We start from the raw sequence: 20,430 nt of genomic DNA on the forward strand, positions 1-20,430 counted from the left end.
GGGGGAAGCGGGCACGCACTCATGGGGCCCGCATGGGGCCTGGCCGGCTACGCGCCCGGCGCGGATAAGCCGGCGCGCGGACGGCGGGTGGGCAGGGGCGCGCGAGCGCCGCCGGCAGGGGCGCGGCTGTGCCGGCACGGCCCCCCGGCGGCCGCCCTGGCTTTCGGCGCGGCCTGGTTCATGTCAGCCCCTCGCATCGTGCCCGCGTGCTCCGCGGGGTCTCCCCGACGTCTCTCAACGACCTGATCGCGGCCCCGCCAGGACGTGGTCGGCACGCACTCCCACCGCTCGCGCCTTCGCATATCAGAGCGCAGAAACGTCGCCGGACGCAGCACTCTCAGCAGCTTTTCGGACAAGTCAACCAGCAGGGTTTGTGATCTACCGATCAACGGTAACCAGACCGGCTGATCGGATGCATACCGCGCAATTCCCCACCCCGGACGGCACGGAAGCCCCGCCCGGCTCTGGCCGGCGGGGAGACCGCCCCGGGGAAACTGGCCGGTTCGCGCGCCGCCTAATCGTTCCGCCACTCGGATCAGGCCACCTGATCGCATGAACCGCGTGGGCGTCCCATTGACGCCGCGCGCACCCGAACGCGAGGCGAGGCCCCCGCGACCGCTACCCGTCGTACAAGGATTCGTATTACGGTCGCCGCATGCTGACAACCGGGACGCCCGCGCGCAACTGGGCGGGAAACATCACCTTCGGCGCCGCGCGGTCGCACCGCCCGAGCACCATCGACGAACTGCGGCGCGTCGTCGCCACCGCGCGGAGCGTGCGGGTCCTGGGGGCCGGCCACTCGTTCAGCGACATCGCCGACACCACCGAGGACCAGGTGCGGCTCGACGGGCTGCCGCGCCGCGTCGAGATAGACCAGGACGCCGCCATCGTGACCGTGGGCGGCGGGCTCCGGTACGCCGACTTCTGCGCCGAGGTGCACGCCGCCGGTTTCGCGCTGCCCAACCTCGCCTCGCTCCCGCACATCACCGTCGCCGGCGCCGTGGCCACCGGCACCCACGGCTCGGGGAACGAACAGCGCGGTCTCGCCGGCTCCGTGGCGGCGATCGAACTGATCGGCCCCGACGGCGACCCGCTGCGGCTGAGTCGGGCCGAGGACCCGGAGCACTTCGCCGGCGCGGTGGTGAACCTGGGGGCGCTCGGCCCCGTCACCGCGCTCACCCTGGACCTGGAGCCGGCCTACGACGTGGCCCAGTGGGTCTACACGGGCGTCCCGCTGGACGCGGTGGCCGCCGAGTTCGACGACATCACCGGCGCCGGCCACAGCGTCAGCGTCTTCACCGACTGGCGCGGCGGCGAGGGCGGCATCTGGCTCAAGCGCCGCGTCGACCGGCACGGCGCCGGCCACCCGGGCGCCGACTGGCACGGCGGCCGGCTCGCCGAGACCGCCATCCACCCCATCCCCGGCATGCCGCCCGAGACCTGCACCCCCCAGCTCGGCGTGCCGGGCCCCTGGTACGACCGGCTGCCCCACTTCCGCCTGGCGTTCTTCCAGCGCGAGGGCGACGAGATCCAGTCCGAGCTGTTCCTGCCGCGCACGGCGGTGCGCGAGGCGTTCGCCGCGCTGCGCGAGCTCGGCGACCGGATCGCGCCCCTGCTGTACGTCTCCGAGGTGCGCACCATCGCCGCCGACGAGCTGTGGCTCTCCCCCGCCCAGGGCCGTGACTCGGTGGCCTTCCACTTCACCTGGCACCGCAGGCCCGAGGCGGTGCTCGAGGTGGTCGCCGCCATCGAGGAGCGGCTGCTGCCGCTGGGCGCCCGCCCGCACTGGGGCAAGGTGACGGCCGCCGCGCCGGCCGTGGTCGTGGCCGGTTACGAGCGGTTCGCCGACTTCCGCCGGCTGGTGCTCGACCACGACCCCGAAGGCCGGTTCCGCAACGCGTACGTCTCGCGGCTGCTCGACGCGGCGCCGCGGTGAGGGACGGGCGCCGGGCCACCCGGTGGCCCGGCGCCCGTTTCCCACCTAATCTGACCCAATGGACGACAAGGACATCCTTGCCCGTGTCGGTGAACTCGTGTCCGAGGAGCGCGCGCTGCGCGAGCGCTCCATCGGCAGCGGACTCCGGGAGGACGAGCGGATCCGCCTGACCGACGTGGAGGCCAGGCTCGACCAGTGCTGGGACCTGCTGCGCCAGCGCCGCGCCCGCCTGGAGTTCGGCGAGGACCCGGCCGGCGCGACGGAGCGGCCAGCGTGGGAGGTCGAGGGGTACGAGAGCTGAACCGTCCTGTCGTCAGGCGGGCCCGGCGGGCGGCGGCGAGCCCGCGGCCTGGACGATGGTCTCCCCGGCCCGGGTGCGCGCGTACAGCACCTGGCGGCCGGCGCGGTGGGCGCCGACCAGCCCGGCGGCGCGCAGGGCGGTGAGGTGTTGGGAGACGCCACCGGGGGTCAGGCCGACGCGGCGGGCGAGCTCGGTGGTGGAGGTGGGGGAGGTCAGCTCGGTCAGCAGGGTCGCGCGGGAGCGGCCGAGCACCCCGGCGAGGGCGTCGGGCACGGCCGTGGGACGGGTCTGCCAGAGCGTCCCGACGGCGCGTGGCGGGTAGCGGAGCGAGGGCTGCCACGGCTCGTTGAGCACCGAGAACACGCGGGGCCAGACGAAGGCGGACGGCACCAGGAGCAGGCCGCGCCCGTCGAGCCGGCGCGCGCCGCGCGCGGTGCGGTGTTCCAGCTGCAGGGTGCCCTGGGCCCAGGTGACCTGGGGGTCGAGGTCGGCGAACAGGTGCTGCGCGCCGCCCTCGACGAGGCGACCCGCGCGGTAGCGGATGTCCCCCTCGAGCAGGGTGAGGACGCGTGACCAGTAAGGGGCGAGGGCCAGCTCCCAGTAGGCCCCGATCGCGTCGGCCAGCCGGCCGATTTCGGCGGCCGGGTCGGCGCGCAGCGCGGCCATCCGGGCCTCGGGCACCTCGGCTGTGGTGTGCAGCAGCGCGGGCGGGGTGGCCCGCACCGTGGCCAGCTCGACGTCGAGCGACGGCAGCGGCGTCGTGGGCGGCGGGCAGAGGAACCCGGGGACGCGGCCGGACCACGGCGAGCGCGTCGGCACCGGCACCAGGTCGAACAGCGGGCCGAGGTCGAGGCCGGACGCCGCCAGGCGAGGGCGCACCTGCCGCGCCCAGCCGCGGTGCAGGCCCTGCTCGTCGGCGCCCTTGAGCACCCGGACGCTGGCCACCACCTCCCACAGCGGGGAGATCGCGAAGCGGGTCCGCGCCACGTCCGCCATGCCGAACTCGATCTCGATCATTCAGCCCAGGCTAAATCAGTAGGTGGGCGGGTCGGCGGTCGCGCACGGTACCGGGCATGACCGAAGCATCACGCTCCCCGTGGCGGCTGCGCGACTTCCGCAGGCTCTTCGCCGCCAGCGCGCTGAGCCACCTCGGCGGCAACGTCGGCTATGTGGCGATCCCGCTGCTCGCCGTCACCGCACTCGACGCGGGCCCCGGGCAGGTCGGCGCCCTGGCCGCGCTCTCCACGGCGGCCTTCCTGCTCATCGGGCTGCCAGCCGGCGCCTGGGTGGACCGCCTGCCAGCGCGCCGGGTGCTGGTCGCCGCCGACGCCGTCCGTGCCCTGCTGCTCGCCTCAATCCCCCTCGCCTGGTGGCACGACGCACTGTCGCTGCCGCAGCTGTACGCGGTGGTGCTGCTGACCGGCTGCGCCACGGTGTTCTTCGACGTCGGCTCGCAGAGCGTGCTGCCCGAACTCGTCGGCCGCGACCGGCTCGTGCCGGCGAACGCCGCCGTCGTGAGCCTGATGGCCGGCGCCACCATCGCCGGCCGCGGCGCCGGCGGCTTCGTGGTCCAGCTGTGCACGGCGCCGCTGGCGATCCTCGGCGGGGCCGTGGCCTACCTGGCCTCCGCCGTCGGCCTCGTCGGCCTCGGCGCCCCGCGGCCCCCCGGCGCGGCACCGGTCGCCCGGCGGCGGCTGCGGGCCGAGATCGCGGAGGGGCTGCGGCACGTCCTTGGCGTCCGCGAGCTTCGCGCGCTGGCGCTCACCGCGACGCTCACCAACCTCGGCGCCCAGCTGGTCAACGCCGTGCTTCCGGTGCTCTTCACCCGTGAACTCGGCCTGTCCGCCGGGGCGCTCGGCCTCTACTGGGCGGCCGGCGGGGTGGGCGTCCTGCTCGGCGCCGGCCTGGCCAGGCGGTTCGCGGCCCGGCTCGGCCACGGACGCGCCCTGGGGCTCGTCGGGATCTGGTTCGCGCCAGCCGGTCTCGCCGTCGCGCTGATCGGGGACGGTCCGTGGCTGTGGCTGGCCGGCGCGGGGTGGCTGGCCGCCATGACCAAGACGGGCGTCGACAACGTCCTCGGCGTGTCGCTCCGCCAGCGCCTCACCCCCGACCCGCTGCTCGGCCGCATGAACGCCACCTTCCGTTTCCTGCTCACCGGGGCCCTGGCCTTCGGCTCCGCGCTCGGGGGTGTCATCGGCGAGACGCTGGGCGTGCGGGCGGCCGTCTGGGCCGGCGCGACATGCCTGTCCTGCGCCTTCCTCCCGGTCTTCTGCTCGCCCGTCCGCGCGCTGCGCGCCCTGCCGGCGCCCGCCACGCCACCCCGCCGGGCGCCGGCGCCCGCCACCGAGGGCTGAACCGACTCATCCGCGCGCCCCGCCCGGCTCCCCGGCCGCGGCCCTGGCGAAGCGCCGGGCCAGGCGCGCGAAGGCGTCCCTGAGCTCGGCGGGACCGACCACCTCGACGTCCGCGTCGAACCTGCCGGCGGCGGCGAGTGCGGGCCACGACCAGGCGCCGAGGACGAGCCGGCAGCGGTCCGGGCCCAGCTCCGCCACGACCCCGTCGCGGACGTACTCGGACACCTCGGAGGCGGGCAGCCGTAGGATCACCTCGCCGCGGCAGGGCCAGCCACCGGAGCCGTCCGAGCCCTGGAACCGGCTGGCGACGAAGGCGGCCACCCCGCCTCCCCGGCAGCTCGCGCGGGGTGAATCGGGGCCCGGTGGGGGTGCGCGGGGCGATCCGGTCGACGCGGAAGGTGCGCCAGTCCGCCCGGTCCAGATCCCAGGCGACGAGGTACCACCGCCCGCCCCAGGCGACGAGGTGGTGCGGCTCCGCCCGGCGCGGCGGGCGCGTGGCCGGGGCGGCGCCGGCGGCCCCCGACCCAGCGGCGTAGTCGAAGCGCAGCACCTCGCGGGCCCGGACGGCCGCGCTGACCGCCACCAGCGTCCGGGGGTCGGCCCGCGGCCGCGGCCGGTCACCCGCGCCTTCGACGGCGGTGACCTGGAGGGCATCGACGCGGTGCCGCAGCCGGGCGGGCATCACCTGCCGCACCGTGTGCAGGGCGCGCACCGCCGCCTCCTCGATGCCGGCGCCCGTGGTGGCGGCGATCTGGAGCGCGACGGCGAGCGCGACGGCCTGCTCGTCGTCGAAGAGCAACGGCGGCAGCCGCGTGCCGGCGTCCAGCCGGTAGCCGCCGTCGGGCCCCTTGACGGCCACGATGGGATAGCCGAGTTCGCGCAGGCGGTCGACGTCGCGGCGCACCGTGCGCGGGCTGACGTCGAGGCGCTCGGCCAGCAGCGCCCCCGGCCAGTCCCGGCGGGCCTGGAGCAGCGAGAGCAGCGACAGCAGTCGCGCTGAGGTCTTGGGCACGGTTCCCATTCTCCGCGCCGAAGCGGACATCTTCTGTCCGCTACCCGTGCGATCGTGACTGGTGCCCGACGACGAGAACCCCGGGAGGGCCCACCCGCCGTGACCACCGCCACCATGTCACCCGTGCTCGACACCCGGGCACTCAACCGCGCGACGCTGGCGCGGCAGTTGCTGCTCGACCGCGCCGACCTGCCGGTGCCCGACGCCGTCGCCCACCTCTGCGGCCTGCAGGCGCAGGAACCGCAGGAGCCGTTCCTCGGACTCTGGTCGCGGCTGCGCGCGTTCGACCCGGCGGTCCTCTCCGACCTGCTCACCGGGCGGCGCGTGGTGCGCACCCATCTCATGCGCCGCACCGTCCATCTCCTCGCCGCCGACGACGCGTTGGCCTGGCGCGCCCGGCACGACGCCATGCTGCGGCAGCGCGCGGTCGGCGCCTACCGCCGCGAGCTCGACGGGGTGGATCTCGACGAACTCGCCGCGGCGGGGCGGGCGTTGATCGCGGACGGCGAGCCCCGCTCGATGGCCGAGCTCGGCCGGGCGCTCGCCGAGCGCTGGCCGGGTCCTGGGCCGCGCGCCCTCGGCGAGGTGCTGGTCGCCGCGCTCATCCCGATGGTGCAGCTGCCGCCGCGCGGGCTGTGGCGCGTCCGGGCCGGGGTGCGGAACGTGCCGCTCGCCTCCTGGCTGGGGCGCGACATCGCCCCCGGGGACCCGGCGGGCACCGACGCGGCAGGACAGGCCCTGGTCCGGCGCTACCTGGCCGCCTACGGCCCCGCGGCCGTCGCCGACATCCGTGCCTGGTCGGGACTGGCCGGGCTGCCGGCCGCGGTGGCGGCGATTCGCGCGGAGCTCGTGACCTTCCGAGACGAGCGCGGCCGTGAGCTGATCGACCTGCCGGACGCACCCCGCCCCGACCCGGACACCCCGGCCCCGGTGCGGTTTCTGCCGGCGTTCGACAACGCGATCCTCGGATACCACGACCGCGGCCGGATCATCGACGACGCCCACCGCGGGCTGTCGGTCGCCGGCGAGCGCGTCGTGCTGGTCGACGGCCGCGCCGCCGCCACCTGGAAGGTCGAGGCGGGCACCGTGACCGTCGCGCCGCTGCGCCGGTTCTCCCGGGCGGAGCGCGCCGAGGTCGCCGATCAGGGGCGGGAGTTGGCGTCGTTCCTCTCGGAGGGCGAGAGCGACCGGGTGCGCGTCGCGGCATCCTCGGGCTGAGCCGCGGTGCGTTCGGCCCCGCCGGCCGGGTTAGCCTGCTGGTCGGCGGGCATCGAGCGGACGGACGGAGCGGGGGCGCGGGTGGCGGGGTTGCGGATCACGACGCGGAACGCCCGGTTCCAGCAGTGGCAGGCGCAGCTGGCGAACCGGAACAAGCGGCAGCGGGCGCGGGAGTTCCTGGTGCAGGGGGTGCGGCCGATCAGCCAGGCCGTGGCCCACGGCTGGCCGATCAGGGCGCTGCTGTTCGACGCGGACCGGCAGCTCTCCCGGTGGGCCAGGGAGCTGCTCGCCGAGGTGCGGGCCGAGAAGGTCGCGATGGCCGCCGAGCTGCTCGCCGAGCTGGGCGAGAAGGAGGAGGGCGCGCCCGAACTGGTCGCCGTCGCCGAGCTGCCGGCCGACGAGCTGTCCCGGATCCCGGTCGGCCCGGACTTCCTCGGCGTGCTCTTCGACCGGCCGACGAGCCCCGGCAACATCGGCACCATCGTCCGCTCGGCGGACTCCTTCGGCGCGCACGGCCTGGTGGTGACGGGCCACGCGGCCGACGCCTACGACCCCAAGTCGGTCAGGGCCAGCACGGGTTCGTTGTTCGCGCTGCCGGTGGTGCGGTCCCCTGGACACCGCGAGGTGTCGGCCTGGCTGGCCGGCGTCTCCACGCCGATCACCGTGGTCGGCCTCGACGAGGACGGCGAGGCCGACGTGGCCGACTTCGACCTGACGGGTCCCGTGCTGCTCGCGGTCGGCAACGAGACGGTCGGGTTGAGCGCCGGCTGGCGCGAGCGGTGCGACGCGGTGCTGCGGATCCCCATGACCGGCTCGGCGAGCTCACTCAACGCGGCGAGCGCCGCCACGGTCGTCCTCTACGAGGCCGCGCGCCAGCGCGGGCGAGGCGGCCGACCGGCCGGTCAGTGCGCGTCGTAGATCCCCCGGTAGTGCCCGAGCGCCGTCTCGTTGACCTTCTCGTCGCTCCAGGAGTCGAAGCGGCCCGGCGCCAACCGGTCGGGGTCGACCGCCAACTCCTCGACCCCCAGCAGCATGTTCGCCAACTGCCGGGCGACGCCCGCGGCATGGGTCACCCAGGACGCCTCGGCGCACCACAGTCCTGGCAGCCCGGCCACCGGGCCGACGAGGGGGAGCTCGTCGGGGGTCAGCGCGAAGACGCCGTTGAGCCGGCGCCCGAGCCGCGCTCCCCTGAACGCCGGTACCAGGCGGGTGGCCTCGGCGATGGCCGAGCCGAAGTCCACCTCCCTGAAAGGCAGTTCGGCGGAGTCGAGGGCGGCGGTCTGATCGAGCGGCAGCGGCGGGTGCGCGTAGCTGCCGACCCCGTAGCGGCGACCGTGCCGGCGGGTGTACACGGTGTGCTCCGGGTAGCGGACGATGGGCGCGTCGATGGGCGTCTCGTCGAGCTCGGGTCGCTCGGCCGTGAAGACGTACGGGTGTTGGACGTCGACCATGGGCAGCCGCACCCCGACCCGCGCCGCGAGCACCGGGCCCCAGAGGCCGGCCGCCAGCACCACGCGCTCGGCCCGGATCACGGCCCCGTCCGCCCGGACGCCGACCACCCGGCCGTTCTCCGTCTCCAGGGTGGACACCGGCGTCCGCCACCGGAACTCGGCGCCGGCCAGCTCGGCGGCCCGCACCAGCTCCCCGGTGAGGGCGGCCGGATCAGCGGCGCCGTCGGAGGGGATGAACAGGCCGCCCAGCGCCCGTTCGGCGTCGACCAGCGCGGGCGCCGCCGCGACCGCCTCGGCCGCGTCGAGCACCCGCGCCTCGATGCCGAGGCGGCGCCCGTGCTCGACGTCCCGATGGGCCTGCTCGAGCCGGGCCACGGTGGTGGCGACCTCCAGGCAGCCCACCTGCCAGAAGGCCGGCGCCGGCGCGGTCTCGGAGAGCGCGCGATAGCTGGCCACGCTCTCCCTGGCCAGCACGGCGAGCTCGGGGGTCGCGCTCAACTGCCCAACGAACCCCGGCGCGAGCCCCGTCGAGCCGGGCAGCGCGGCGCGCTCCCGCGTGTCAAGCACCGTCACCCTGTCATGCCCCAGCCGGGTGAGGTGGAAGGCCACCGCGGCCCCCACGACGCCGGCCCCGACGACCAGAATCCTGTCGGCGGTCATCAGCTCCCCTTCCTCGATCACGCAACGGTCTCGCGTCGGCGACGCGCGCCCGCGCCGCCGGGCGGTCAGGCGGTCGGCCGGCGGGCGGCTAGGCCAGGCGAGCGGCTAGGCGGGCGCCCACTCCGTGCAGAGGCGCCCGCCCTCCGGCTCGTGGCAGGCGCGGTACTCGCTGGGGCTCACCCCGTGGACCCGCTTGAAGGCCGCGCTGAAGCCGAACGCGTCCGCGTAGCCGACCTGCCGCGCCACCGCGCCGACCGTCGCCGCGGACTCGGTCAGCAGGTCGGCGGCGAGCGTCATGCGCCAGTCCGTCAGATAGGTGAGCGGCGGCTCGCCGACCAGCCTGGTGAACCGGCTGGCCAGCGTCGTGCGCGACACGCCCGCCTCGCGGGCCAGGGCGGCCAGCGTCCAGGGCCGCTCCGGCGCGGCGTGCATGGCCCGCAGCGCGGGGCCGATCGCCTCGTCGCCCATCGCCCGCACCCAGCCCGGCGGCAGGGCGCCCGGGCCGTCGAACCAGGCCCGCAGCGTGCAGACCAGCAGCCAGTCGAGCAGCCGGTCGAGCACCACCTGCCGCCCGGGCGGGCAGGCGGCGAGCTGTGTGTCGAGGGCGCCGACGAGCTCGGCGCAGCCGTCGCCGCCCGGCACCACGAGCACCGGCCGCAGCACGTCGAGCAGCCGCTTGGCCACCCGGCCCCGCACGTGGTACGCCGCGACCAGCAGCGCCACCGGCTCGGTGGAGCCCGGCGGGCCGGAGAGCGTGAACGGCGCGGCGCCACGCACGAGCAGGGCGTCGCCGACCCGCACCGGCCCCGGCTCCTCGCCCGCTCCGGGGGACACCCACGCCTCGCCCCGCAACGGCGCGTAGAGCGTGAGCGGCGCGCCGTCGGTGGCGCGCACCGCCTCGGGCGGCGAGAGATCGGCCCGGCGGAAGGCGGTGCCGTCGGCGCGGATGCCGCGCAACAGCTCGTCGAACGGGTCCATCCTTTGATCTTCCCAGAGAATCCCGGCGTTTACGCCGGGAGGAAATGCGATCCCTTGCCCGGAGGCGCGGAGCGCCGGAGTGCTCTGTGTCTTTGTGGTGACGGTCAGGTGGGACGCTTCTGGTCCTCGATGTAGTCCTTCACCACCTGGAGTGGTGCGCCGCCGCAGGACCCGCGAAATACGAAGGCGCCCACAGGTGGCCGTGCGTGATCGCCCGGTCCATCGTGCCTGTGTGCTCCTGGCGCAGGTAGCGGGAGGAGACGCCCTTGAGGCTGTTGACCAGCTTGGACAGGGCGACCTTCGGCGGATAGTGCACGAGCAGGTGGACATGGTCCTCTTCGCCGTTGAACTGCCGAAGCTCTGCAGGCCGCTGCGTTGACCGCGATGCTGGCCGATCACCGCTCCCTCTACAACGGGGCCTTGCAGGAACGCCGCGACGCCTGCCAGCACGTCTCCAGGACGAGCATCACGTACGGCGACCAGTCCGCGCAGTCAAGGAGATCCGGGCATTCGGCCCGGAGCGTCAGGGCCGCTGGTCGTTCTCCAGTCAGCAGGCCACGCTTCGCCGTCTCGACAAGGCGTTCGCCGCGTTCTTCCGCCGGATCAGATCCGGGGACACCCCCGGCTATCCGCGTTTTAGGGCGTGAACCGGTTCGACACCGTGCGGTTCCCGAAGGACGGGGACGGCTGCCACTGGGACTCCACCCCGCACGCCCCAGTCACCCGCGTCCGATTCCAGGGTGTCGGTCACGTGAAGGTCAACCAGCACCGCGCCGTGGCCGGCAAGGTCAAGACCATCAGCGTCAAGCGCGAGGGCAAGCGCTGGTATGTGGTGTTGGCCGCGGAGCAGGCCGAGCCCGAGCCGCTGCCCCCGACGGGCAGCGTGGTCGGCATCGACATGAGCATAGTCAACTTCCTCGCCGACTCAGGCGGCGAGTTCGTGCCCAACCCGCGTCACGGGCGTACCGCTGCCGCGAAGCTTCGAAGCCGCGCAACAGGCCCTGTCCCGGTTTCCCCGCCGCAAGGCCAAGGACCGCACCACCAACCACCAGCGCGCCGTGGAGAAGGTCGCCAGGCTACACGGCAAGATCCGCCGCCAACGCCTCGAGCACGCACACAAGACCGCGCTTGACCTCGTGCGGCAGCACGACTTCGTCGCGCACGAAGACCTCAAGATCCGCAACATGAGCCGGGCACCCGCACCGAAGCCCGACCCTGGCAAGCCGGGCAGCTTTCTGGCCAACGGAGCCGCGTCCAAGGCCGGGCTCAACCGAAGTATTGCCGATGCCGGATGGGGGGTGTTCCTGACGATCCTGCACGCCAAGGCTGAAGGCGCCGGACGGGAAGTGATCGCCGTGGACCCCCGCAACACCTCCCGGCGCTGTCCCGAATGCGGGCACACCGCCAAGGAGAACCGGCCCACGCAGGAGAAGTTCCGTTGCCGAGAGTGCGGCCACACCGCGCACGCTGACACGGTGGGCGCCCTGAACGTTCTACGGGCCGGGCTGGTCCGTCGCGACGCCAACACGGCATAGCGAGAAGCCCCCGTTCATGAGGGGGAGGAGTCACGTCCCTCACCCTATCGGCGGGACGATCGGACATGCCCCGCGTACGAACGGCCATGTCCCGCTCCCGCGATCCACGGGTTGACTGGCCGGCATGACGACACACGACAACGACATCCTGGTTCTCGGCGCGACCGGCAAGACCGGGCGCCGGCTCGTCGGCGCGCTGCGGGCCGCCGGCCACCGCGTCCGCGCCGCCTCCCGCTCCGCCGAAGTGCGCTTCGACTGGTCGGACCAGGACACCTGGCCGGCCGCGCTTGACGGGGCCTCGGCCGTCTACCTCGTCGCCCCCGAGGACCCGGCGCTGGCCGACGTCTTCGTCAAGCGGGCGACCGAGGCGGGCGTCCGCCGTTTCGTGGCGCTGTCCGGACGCGGCCTCGACCGGGTGCCGGCGGACGTCTTCCAGGGCATGGCCGCGGGGGAACGGGCGGTGCGCGCCTCCGGGGTGGAGTGGAGCGTCATCCGCCCGAACAACTTCAACCAGAACTTCGACGACGCCTTCGTCTGGCGCGACCCGCTGCTGGCCGGCCGCCTCGCGCTGCCGATCGGCGCCACGCCCGAGCCGTTCGTGGACACCCAGGACATCGCCGACGTGGCGGCGGCCCTGCTGACCCAGGACGGCCACCACGGACAGGTCTACGAGCTTTCCGGGCCGCGCGGGCTCACGTTCGCGGCGGCCGTCGAGACGATCGCCCGGGCGACCGGCCGGGACATCGAGTTCGTGGAGATCTCCCCCGCTGAGTACCGGGAGGAACTCCTGGCCGAGGGCGCGTCGGAGGAGGTCGCCAGGGATCTCGTCGCCATGTACGACCACATGCGCGCCGGGCTTGTCGCCGAGCCGACCGACGACGTGCGGCGCGTACTCGGCCGCGAGCCGATCGACTTCGCCGACTACGCGACCAGGACCGCGGCGGCCGGCGCCTGGGCGTGACGGCAGCCGGCCCCCGCCGTAGCGGGGGCCGGCCGTCGGCTGGGCTCAGTCGCCGTCGATCTCCACGTCGACGCCGACCTCCTCCAGGGCGTCCTCCGCCTCGTCGAGGACCTCGCCGACCGCCTCTTCCAGGAAGTCGTCCATGGCTGACCCACCTCTCACACGGCAACACCCCGCAGTCCGGGGCGAGTTGATCCTACAGACGCCCCGGACCGCGGTGCCCTCAGCGCGTGTAGGACATCAGGGCGCGCACCATGTGGCACGTGGTGTCGGACGGCGGGTGGATGCCGATGAGCGCGGCCATGTCACGTATGACGCGGTCCCGCGCCTGGATCGGGGTGCGGACGCCGGAGTCGAGCAGGGCGATGGCCAGGCGCATGGCCTTCAGCCTGCGGTTGTGGGCGATGTACCACTCGCGCGGCTGCCCGGCGGGCAGCGGCGCCTTCGCGAGCGGGGCGTACGGAAGATCGAAGAGCGCGGGCGTGGAAGTGGGTGCGGAAGCCGTCACAGGGGTCCTCCCGTCGTCGTCGAGAGCCGCCGGATCGCCCCGGCCGACCCTCTCGAACACTGCCTCCAGTTTACCGCCCTGCACTGACAAAGCCGCTGGTCACAACAGGAGTTGACGGCCGTCACGCCCCTCAGCGGAGCGGGCGGCCCGAGATGGCGCGGGCTATGACGAGGCGTTGGATCTCGCTGGTGCCCTCGAAGATCGTGTAGATCTTCGCGTCGCGGTACATCCGCTCCACCGGGTGGTCGCGGCTGTAGCCGGCGCCGCCGAGGATCTGGACGGCCTTCTCGGTGGCGCGGACGGCGAGTTCGCCGGCGCGGAGCTTGGACATCGAGCCCTCGGCGGCGGTGAACGGCTTCTCGTTGCGGCCCATCCAGGCGGCGCGCCAGATGAGGAGGCGGACCGCGTCGATCTCGGTGCGCAGGTCGGCGAGGGCGAAGGCGATGGCCTGGTTGTCGATGACGGGGCGGCCGAAGGCCTCGCGCTGGCCCGCGTAGTCGAGGGCGTACTCGTAGGCGGCGCGGGCGATGCCGAGGGCCTGGGCGCCGACGGTGGGGCGGGAGACCTCGAAGGTGGCCATGGCGGCCTGGCCCTTGGCCTGGCCGCCCTCGCGGGCGCGGGCCAGCCGGTGCTCGAGGCGCTCGCGGCCGCCGAGGAGGCAGTGTCCCGGGACCCGGACGTCGTCGAGGAAGACGTCCGCGGTGTGCGAGGCGCGCAGTCCGAGCTTCCTGATCTTGCGGTTGCCGGTGAGCCCCGCGGTGCCCGGCGGGACGACGAACGCGGCCTGGCCGCGGGCGCCGAGCGCCGGGTCGACGGCCGCGACGACGACGTGGACGCCGGCGATGCCGCCGTTGGTGATCCAGGCCTTCTGCCCGTTCAGCACCCACTCGTCGCGGGCCTCGTCATAGCGGGCCCGGGTGCGCATGGCCGAGACGTCGGAGCCGGCCTCGGGCTCGGAGACGCAGAACGCCGCCACCCTGGGGTCGTCCGCGTCACCGAAGCACTGCGGGACCCACTCGGCCAGCTGGTCGGGGGTGCCGGCGGCGAAGATGCCGGCGACGGCGAGAGAGGTGCCGAAGATGGCCATGCCGATGCCGGCGTCGCCCCAGAACAGCTCCTCGTTGGCGAGCTGGAGGGAGAGTCCCGTGGGGTCGCCGTACATCTCGGCCAGGGACTCGAAGCCGTAGAGTCCAATCCTGGCCGCCTCCCTGATGATGGGCCAGGGGGTCTCCTCGCGGTCGTCCCATTCGGCGGCGGCCGGGCGCACCACCTCGGCGGCGAAGCCGTGCACCCAGTCCCGCAGGTCGCGCTGTTCCTCGGTGAGGTCGAGGGAGAAGCCGCTCATCTCGCGTCGGTCCTCCGTCAGTTCTTCGTGGACTTGGGGATGTTGAAGAGGCGGGCGAGCCCGGAGGCCAGCGCGACATCGCCGGTGGCCTTGAGCTTGCGGGTCATGAACATCAGCACAGGGCTCGCGTTGCCCGAGACCAGGCGGAGGAAGTCGGCGTCGCCGAGGGCGAGGGTGACGCGCGGGGTGGCGTCCGTGGGTCCCGGGACGGCGGCGCAGGTGCCGTCGGCGATGGTCACGTCGTAGACGGCCGTGGGCTCGCCCGCGCCACCGGTGAGCTCCCAGCGGATGAGGGCGGTGAGCGAGCCGGCGTTCTCCGGGCGGAACTGGCGGGCCATCCGGGTGAATATCTCGGCGAGCACCCGCTGGCGCGGCTCGCCACGCATCAGCTCGTCGAGCTCCTTGGCCGACGACTGCTTCACCAGGGCGGCGAAGTCCTCCGGGGTGACGCTGGAGAAGTCGTGGTCTTCCAAGTTCTGCGTGCGCTCAGCCATGGCGCTCATCTCACTCTCTGGCCGACGGGCGAGGACCGTTAACTTACCCAAAAGTAGACTTACTGGAAAGTAAAATTAGAGGGTCACTGGGTAGTGTGGCAAGGGTGACCGACAAGCCAGACGACAAGCCAGACAAGCCGAGGCGCCGGCTGCCCAGGAGCGTGCGCGAGCAGGAGATCCTCGACGCCGCGGTCCGGGTCTTCTCCAAGCGCGGCTACCGCGCCGCCGTGGTCGACGAGATCGCCGAGCTGGCCGGGATCTCCAAGCCGATGGTCTACCTCTACCTGGGCTCCAAGGAGGGCCTGTTCGTCGCCTGCGTCAGGCGGGAGTCGGCACGCCTGGTCGCGGCGTTCCGGGAGGCGGCGGACGCCGGCGGCCCGCCCGAGGGGCGGCTGTGGGCGGGGCTCGCGGCGTTCTTCGGCTATGTGGCCGAGCACCGGGACAGCTGGGTGGTGCTGCACCGTCAGGCGCCCGAGCAGGGCGACGAGATCGCGGGCGAACTGGCGGCGGCCAGGCGCTCGGTGATGGCGGAGGTGACGGGCCTGGTGGACGCCGGCATAGCGGACGCCGGACCCGACGCGGGCGGCGGCGCGGTGCGACTCGGCGCGCAGGACGCGGAGTTCGTGGCGCACGCGCTGGTGGGCGCGGCCGACTCGTTGACGGACTGGATGGAGCGCCACCCCGACGAGTCGCCCGAGGCGGTCACGGTGCGGCTGATGAACGTGATGTGGATCGGCATGCGGAACGTGCTGGCCGGCGAGGTCTGGTCCCGGCCTGAAGGCTAGGGCCTGTTGCGAAAGCCGCATCGGATCAGTCCGCGTCGTCAGATGAGTCACATTTTCGTAGGGGCTGATCTGTCCCCTGAGTGTGGACGTCGTCTGACCTGGGGTTCTGCGCAACATCCGCCACGGTGAGCCTGCACGGACGCACGTGGGAGGCGCCGAAGCTTTGGACGGGAGCTGCCATGGGGCGAGAGAGCGGGGCCGTGAGCTGGTGGCGATCGGGCAGTGGTCCCACGCTGCCCGCAAGGCCCGATTTGGCCCGCTCTTAGAGTCTCGCCCCATGGCGCTGCCTAAAGCTTCGTCGCTGGTGTTGCGGTCGAGGATCGTGCTGGCGTGCGCGGATGGCAGGACGAACTCGCAGGTCGCGGAGATGTTGGGCGTCTCGCGGGAGACGGTGCGCACGTGGCGGTCCCGGATCGTGGCGGACCGGCTGGAAGGGCTGACCGACCAGCCGCGCTCGGAGGCGCCGCGGAAGATCAGTGACGAGCGGGGCGAGGCGGCGATCGCCAAGCCCCTTGACCAAGCACCGCCGAAGGGCGACACGCACTGGTCGACGCGGTCGATGGCCCGGCTTCGGGGATGTCGCAGTCGGCCGTCTCACGGACCTGGCGGGCCTGCGGACTCAAGCCCCACATCGTGCGGACCTGGAAGCCGTCCACCGACCCGCGGTTCGCGGACCAGGTGCGCGACGTGGTCGGCATCTACCTCTCCCCGCCTGAGAACGCCCTGGCGCTGGCGGCGGATGAGAAGTCGCGGACACAGGCGCTGGGCCCGACCCAACCGGTCCTGCCGCTGGCGCCCACCACCCGGCGCGGATGACGCACGACTACATCCGCCACGGCACCATGAGCCTGTTCGCCGGCTCGGTCATCGCCCAGCACTACCGCCGCCACCCGCGTCAGGAGTTCCTGCGCTTCCTCGAGCTCATCGACGTCGCTGTGCCCCGGGCCGAGCTGACCACCCGCAAACTCAGCTGCTCCACCCACTGCAGCGTCGTCGAACTCGAACGCGACATCCGCGGCTGGATCAACGAATGGGACAAGGACCCCAAGCCCTTCATATGGACAAAGACCGCCAACGACATCCTGGAAACCCTCGCCGCCTACTGCACCACGAACTAACGACTCAGAACACTAGACCCACTGGTGTTGCGACGCTCTCGGGGGTTACTTCGAGTTGTTGACGACGAGCCTCTGACGTTGCGTTGGACGAGTTCGGACCCCGTCAGAACTTCTTGGTGACTGCCGAGATGCGCGCTGATTGCCGTGTCATTCTCGCAAGCCTCCTACGGGAGCGCGCCCGGATCACCGCATGGCGGGAGACAACCGGGCTACTTCACGGGGAGTACGAGGGCCGCGCCCGGTCGCTACCGGATTCGAGTGGCGGGCGCGCCGAACCGCCCTTAGCCTTGGAAGAGCGGTTCTGGATACCGCGAGACGCGACACGAAGAATTCAGGAGGCTGCTGTGATGGTCAAGAAACTCCACGAAATGGGTTTGCGCAGCGAGCACGCCTACTCCGCTGCCATCGGATCCATCGGCCTGTCGTTCCTCGCCTGGCTGGGGTCACTGAAAAAGGAGCCGGGGCAGGGATTGGACCGAGCCGACCGCTGGGGGATCTTCGTCGGAGAGTGGGCCCCGACCTTCTTCGGGCTTGGCATCGCTCTATCGCAGTACGAAAAGGACTGACGCCTTTCCGCGCCTTCCCGCGAGGTTGCAACCATGAGCAGAACCGACAGCACACGTATCGTCAAGCGCGGTCCTGTCAGGACAGCCGCGCTGATCGTGGGAGCCCTCTTCCTCGTCGTGGGAGCCCTGGGGTTTATCCCCGGCATCACCACGGACTACGACGAGCTGGAATGGGCGGGACACGACTCCGAGGCCGAACTGCTGGGCCTCTTCCAGGTGTCGGTCCTGCACAACCTCGTCCATCTCGCCTTCGGCGTGCTCGGTGTCCTCATGGCCGCGACCTCGGCACTGGCCCGCCTCTACCTCATCGCAGGCGGCGCGGTGTATCTCGCACTGTGGTTGTACGGCCTGATCGTGGACGATGACGAGGGTGCCAACTTCGTTCCGCTCAATACCGCCGATGACTGGCTTCACCTCAGCTTGGGAGTGGGAATGATCGTTCTTGGGTTCCTCCCCGGTGACCGATCCAGGCGGTAACGCCACGACGACCAGAGCCCGCCTCGCCCGGCGGCGGGTGGTACACCGGAGACCGGACAGGCGGTATGCAGACGTTCCTCCCGTTCCCAGACTTCACGGCGACCGCCCGGGCACTGGACACGCGGCGGCTGGGCAAGCAGCGGGTGGAGGCGCTTCAGGTACTGAGGAGCCTCACCGTTCCCGAATACGGCTGGCGCCACCACCCCGCGGCCCGCATGTGGGCGGGGTACGAGGAAGCGCTGACGCGGTACGGACTCGACATCTGTGAAGAGTGGTGCGCGGCCGGCCACGCGGACACCTGCCGGTCCCTGTTGCGCCGCGAACTCCGGACGGGCATCGGCATCGCCGGGCCGCGCTCGCAACCGGAGCTCGCCGTAGCCGGTGAGCTGCCACCCTGGCTCGGCGACCCGGCCTTCCACCGAAGCCATCAATCGGCCCTGCTCCGCAAGAACCCGGAGTACTATGCACAGGCGTTCCCCGGCGTGCCGGACGACCTGCCCTACTTCTGGCCGACTTCCGACCGGACCAGCAGCGCCCCTGCCTCCGGGTGAGACGGCGGTGGGCGAGACCGTGTCGACCGGTCTCCCGATGGGCCGAAAACGTGCAGTGGCCACCGCGCCATGCCCGGTTCCACAGCACTTCACCCCCACCTCTGCCTCCTGCTCCACCTGGGCGCGGGTTCGCCAAACTGACCAACCGCAAACTACGCCGCTCCGCCCACTGCAGCGTGGTTGGACTGGAGCGGCAGGTGTGGATCAAGACCGCCAATGATCCTGGCGCCCTCACCGCTCACTGAAGACCAGTTAACGACTCAGGACAGTAGATAAACTATGAGCAATCACAGCGATGGTCCCGACCGCTCCCATCAGCGCCCAGTCGGCGTAGGCGACACCACGGTGGAGGCTCTAGGATCACTGTCGAAGGCACTGGAGACAACCGAGCGGGCCCGAGGCCACCTCTATAGTTTCCACCAACTGACCGGTACGGCCGACCTGGAACTGGATCGGGCAGTAAGCCTGCTGCGTGAAGCCGGCCACTATGAGTGGGCCGAAAGAGTACAGACAGAAATTCTGGGCCGCAACGTCATTCCCGGCCACTGGACCTTCCAAATCATCGAGGCCTACGACTTCACCTACTATGAGACGTTCAAAGAGCTCGAACACGCTGCGGTGGATGAGCTGGCCCATGGCCGGGACCACCTGTACGAAGCGGAGATGAAGGAAGCACGCCGCACAGCCGGCCACCCTGCCCACACAGCCCGCCCCGACACCGCCCCGTAGCTGGCCGCACTGCAGCTAACCTCGTGCTCTCATGAAGTGGGTTGTCCGATGGTGGTCGACCAAACAGAAAGTTCCCCTGACCATCGAGAATGAGGATTGTTGAGGTCCTTGTTCCCGCCCCTGTCGGAGGCACTTCCTGGTGAAGCAGCTTATCGGGCTCTACCCGCGTGTGCGCGTGCGGGCCGACGGCCGTCAGGTCGTCTCCCAAACCGGGGGCCGTGCTGCTGGAGCAGCCCGCCCTCACCGGTCAGCTTCAGGCCCTCGGCCTGAGCACGATCGACGAGCTGGTCGATCAACCGCCGTTCCACCGCCACGGACGACTGCCGCTCAGCCGTCTCGACGGGACCGGTCGGAAACGTGTTCTTACTGGTCGTAGGTGCATCTTCCGTGATCGGGATACACCGCTCGTTTGGCTCTGTCTCACTTTCGGTGGTGACGTACGGCGACTTCCGCTACGTCTGGTGATTCACCCAGCTCGCAGCAGAAGCCGACGCTCGGGCCCTGCTCCGCAGACGACAGCGGCGACGCCCCGGGGGCGGGTACCGGAACGAGTTGACCAGCCATTCTCGGCGCTACCCTCTGTGACCACCGAAAGTGAGACGAGCCACTCGTTTGACAGACCCAACTCGCCCGCCTTGTCACCGGGTTCGCCGTGCTCCTCGCCCCCGCCGCTGGCAACGACACCCAGCTCACCGAGTGGATCACCACAGTCCGCACCGCCGACCTGCCCCACCTACACAGCTTCTGCAACGGCCTCGAACTCGACCGCGCCGCCGTGAACGCCGGACTCACCCTGCCCTGGAGCAACGGCCGCACCGAAGGCGTCAACACCAGCACCAAGAAGATCACGCGCCAGATGCACGGCCGAGCAGGATTCGACCTCCGCCACCGCATCCCGCTCCAATAACGAACACCGACCGCTACCACCGACTACGGAACAGAGCCGCTCGTTTTACAGTCCCACTCCTGGCCACGCACCCTGTCCAGACGATTATCGCGGACAAGGGCTACGTCTCACGTGACCTGGACCAGCGGCTGGCCGAGCGGGGACTGCGCCTGCTGAGGCCGTCCTACCGCAACCACGCACCCCGCCCCGGCCAGCACCTGTTGAAGTCCGTCCGACAGCTGATCGAATCCGTCAACGACACGCTCAAGGGCCAGATGGCGCTGGAACAGCACGGAGGCCGCACACCCGCGGGCGTCACCGTCCGCGTCGGCCAACGCATCCTCGCCCTCACAGCCGCCATCTGGCACAACCGCACCACCGGCCAACCCATCGCCCGCTCACTGACCGCCTTCGATCACTGAGATCGGCATAACTCGTCTAGTAGTGCTTCGTTAGGTTGATTTGATCGTGTGCTGGGCGGTGGTGCATGCTGCCGTTGTGGATCTTGGGGAGGTCGAGCGTCTTCGCGGGGATCTGGCCGAGTTCGTCGCCGAGGCGTTCGCCT

Annotated in this window: 19 protein-coding genes and 6 pseudogenes; 17 read left to right on the forward strand and 8 right to left on the reverse strand. The window is 72.0% G+C overall.

Going from position 1 to position 20,430, the window contains the following annotated elements:
- Window positions 1-655 precede the first annotated feature (655 nt).
- Window positions 656-1,936: an FAD-binding protein gene (locus tag E1265_RS00385; RefSeq protein ID WP_132928155.1), complete on the forward strand. Its 1,281-nt coding sequence runs from the start codon at window positions 656-658 to the stop codon at window positions 1,934-1,936.
- A gap of 58 nt (window positions 1,937-1,994) precedes the next feature.
- Complete coding sequence (locus E1265_RS00390) at window positions 1,995-2,237, forward strand: DUF2630 family protein (protein WP_132928156.1); 243 nt, start codon at window positions 1,995-1,997, stop codon at window positions 2,235-2,237.
- 12 nt (window positions 2,238-2,249) lie between these two features.
- On the opposite strand, the gene E1265_RS00395 is transcribed toward E1265_RS00390, so the two are convergent.
- On the reverse strand, window positions 2,250-3,254 hold the full coding sequence (locus E1265_RS00395) for a DUF5937 family protein (RefSeq protein WP_132928157.1): 1,005 nt from the start codon (window positions 3,252-3,254) through the stop codon (window positions 2,250-2,252).
- A gap of 56 nt (window positions 3,255-3,310) precedes the next feature.
- On the opposite strand from E1265_RS00395, the gene E1265_RS00400 reads away from it, so the two are divergent.
- The gene (locus E1265_RS00400; RefSeq protein WP_132928158.1) at window positions 3,311-4,591 is read left to right on the forward strand and encodes an MFS transporter; all 1,281 of its coding nucleotides are present in this window, start codon (window positions 3,311-3,313) and stop codon (window positions 4,589-4,591) included.
- Between the two features lie 6 nt (window positions 4,592-4,597).
- Here the strand turns inward: E1265_RS00400 and E1265_RS40155 are convergent.
- Window positions 4,598-5,603 (reverse strand): annotated as a pseudogene (locus tag E1265_RS40155) (WYL domain-containing protein).
- A gap of 114 nt (window positions 5,604-5,717) precedes the next feature.
- Here E1265_RS40155 and E1265_RS00410 point away from each other — a divergent pair.
- Both E1265_RS00410 and E1265_RS00415 read left to right on the forward strand, forming a co-directional pair.
- Window positions 5,718-6,821 carry a winged helix DNA-binding domain-containing protein gene (locus E1265_RS00410; protein WP_132928181.1) on the forward strand — a complete coding sequence of 368 codons (1,104 nt, stop codon included), beginning with the start codon at window positions 5,718-5,720 and terminating at the stop codon, window positions 6,819-6,821.
- 81 nt (window positions 6,822-6,902) lie between these two features.
- Window positions 6,903-7,739, forward strand: coding sequence for an RNA methyltransferase (locus tag E1265_RS00415; RefSeq protein WP_132928159.1), 837 nt, complete (start codon window positions 6,903-6,905; stop codon window positions 7,737-7,739).
- On the opposite strand, the gene E1265_RS00420 is transcribed toward E1265_RS00415, so the two are convergent.
- From E1265_RS00420 to tnpA, 3 genes and pseudogenes are all read right to left on the reverse strand, one after another.
- Window positions 7,724-8,932, reverse strand: coding sequence for an FAD-binding oxidoreductase (locus tag E1265_RS00420; protein ID WP_132928160.1), 1,209 nt, complete (start codon window positions 8,930-8,932; stop codon window positions 7,724-7,726). The genes E1265_RS00415 and E1265_RS00420 overlap by 16 nt on opposite strands.
- 105 nt (window positions 8,933-9,037) lie before the next feature.
- Window positions 9,038-9,910 (reverse strand): AraC family transcriptional regulator, encoded by an 873-nt coding sequence (locus E1265_RS00425; RefSeq protein ID WP_132928161.1) that lies wholly within the window; start codon window positions 9,908-9,910, stop codon window positions 9,038-9,040.
- 104 nt (window positions 9,911-10,014) lie between these two features.
- Window positions 10,015-10,271, reverse strand: a pseudogene (gene tnpA, locus E1265_RS00430) (IS200/IS605 family transposase); the annotation flags it as partial.
- Between tnpA and E1265_RS00435 the strand changes: the two are divergent.
- Both E1265_RS00435 and E1265_RS00440 read left to right on the forward strand, forming a co-directional pair.
- Window positions 10,271-11,445: pseudogene (locus E1265_RS00435) on the forward strand (transposase). The pseudogenes tnpA and E1265_RS00435 sit on opposite strands and share 1 nt — an antisense overlap.
- A gap of 124 nt (window positions 11,446-11,569) precedes the next feature.
- A complete protein-coding gene (locus tag E1265_RS00440; RefSeq protein ID WP_132928162.1) occupies window positions 11,570-12,406 on the forward strand; it encodes an NAD(P)H-binding protein in 837 nt (278 codons plus the stop codon).
- 223 nt (window positions 12,407-12,629) lie between these two features.
- Here the strand turns inward: E1265_RS00440 and E1265_RS00450 are convergent, their stop codons facing one another.
- From E1265_RS00450 to E1265_RS00460, 3 genes are all read right to left on the reverse strand, one after another.
- On the reverse strand, window positions 12,630-12,914 hold the full coding sequence (locus E1265_RS00450) for a hypothetical protein (RefSeq protein ID WP_132928164.1): 285 nt from the start codon (window positions 12,912-12,914) through the stop codon (window positions 12,630-12,632).
- Between the two features lie 130 nt (window positions 12,915-13,044).
- Complete coding sequence (locus E1265_RS00455; RefSeq protein WP_132928165.1) at window positions 13,045-14,259, reverse strand: acyl-CoA dehydrogenase family protein; 1,215 nt, start codon at window positions 14,257-14,259, stop codon at window positions 13,045-13,047.
- Window positions 14,260-14,276: 17 nt separating this feature from the next.
- Window positions 14,277-14,753: an SCP2 sterol-binding domain-containing protein gene (locus E1265_RS00460; protein ID WP_132928166.1), complete on the reverse strand. Its 477-nt coding sequence runs from the start codon at window positions 14,751-14,753 to the stop codon at window positions 14,277-14,279.
- Between the two features lie 104 nt (window positions 14,754-14,857).
- On the opposite strand from E1265_RS00460, the gene E1265_RS00465 reads away from it, so the two are divergent.
- From E1265_RS00465 to E1265_RS00505, 10 genes and pseudogenes are all read left to right on the forward strand, one after another.
- The gene (locus E1265_RS00465; RefSeq protein WP_243740431.1) at window positions 14,858-15,538 is read left to right on the forward strand and encodes a TetR/AcrR family transcriptional regulator; all 681 of its coding nucleotides are present in this window, start codon (window positions 14,858-14,860) and stop codon (window positions 15,536-15,538) included.
- Window positions 15,539-15,815: 277 nt separating this feature from the next.
- A pseudogene (locus tag E1265_RS38445) lies at window positions 15,816-16,049 on the forward strand (helix-turn-helix domain-containing protein); the annotation flags it as partial.
- A gap of 65 nt (window positions 16,050-16,114) precedes the next feature.
- A complete protein-coding gene (locus E1265_RS38450) occupies window positions 16,115-16,354 on the forward strand; it encodes a hypothetical protein (protein ID WP_243740432.1) in 240 nt (79 codons plus the stop codon).
- On the forward strand, window positions 16,351-16,656 hold the full coding sequence (locus E1265_RS38455) for a hypothetical protein (protein ID WP_243740433.1): 306 nt from the start codon (window positions 16,351-16,353) through the stop codon (window positions 16,654-16,656). The genes E1265_RS38450 and E1265_RS38455 overlap by 4 nt, the downstream gene beginning before the upstream one ends.
- A gap of 347 nt (window positions 16,657-17,003) precedes the next feature.
- Complete coding sequence (locus E1265_RS00475) at window positions 17,004-17,222, forward strand: hypothetical protein (protein WP_132928167.1); 219 nt, start codon at window positions 17,004-17,006, stop codon at window positions 17,220-17,222.
- A gap of 33 nt (window positions 17,223-17,255) precedes the next feature.
- Window positions 17,256-17,699, forward strand: a complete 444-nt coding sequence (locus E1265_RS00480) for a DUF4383 domain-containing protein (protein WP_132928168.1) — start codon at window positions 17,256-17,258, stop codon at window positions 17,697-17,699.
- Between the two features lie 65 nt (window positions 17,700-17,764).
- Window positions 17,765-18,250 (forward strand): MSMEG_6728 family protein, encoded by a 486-nt coding sequence (locus E1265_RS00485; RefSeq protein ID WP_132928169.1) that lies wholly within the window; start codon window positions 17,765-17,767, stop codon window positions 18,248-18,250.
- A gap of 279 nt (window positions 18,251-18,529) precedes the next feature.
- Window positions 18,530-18,979, forward strand: a complete 450-nt coding sequence (locus E1265_RS00490) for a hypothetical protein (protein ID WP_132928170.1) — start codon at window positions 18,530-18,532, stop codon at window positions 18,977-18,979.
- A gap of 622 nt (window positions 18,980-19,601) precedes the next feature.
- A pseudogene (locus tag E1265_RS40160) lies at window positions 19,602-19,886 on the forward strand (transposase); the annotation flags it as partial.
- Between the two features lie 56 nt (window positions 19,887-19,942).
- Window positions 19,943-20,287, forward strand: a pseudogene (locus E1265_RS00505) (transposase); the annotation flags it as partial.
- Window positions 20,288-20,430: the final 143 nt, after the last annotated feature.

Source organism: Streptomyces sp. 8K308, from assembly GCF_004348315.1.
Lineage (GTDB): Bacteria > Actinomycetota > Actinomycetes > Streptomycetales > Streptomycetaceae > Streptomyces.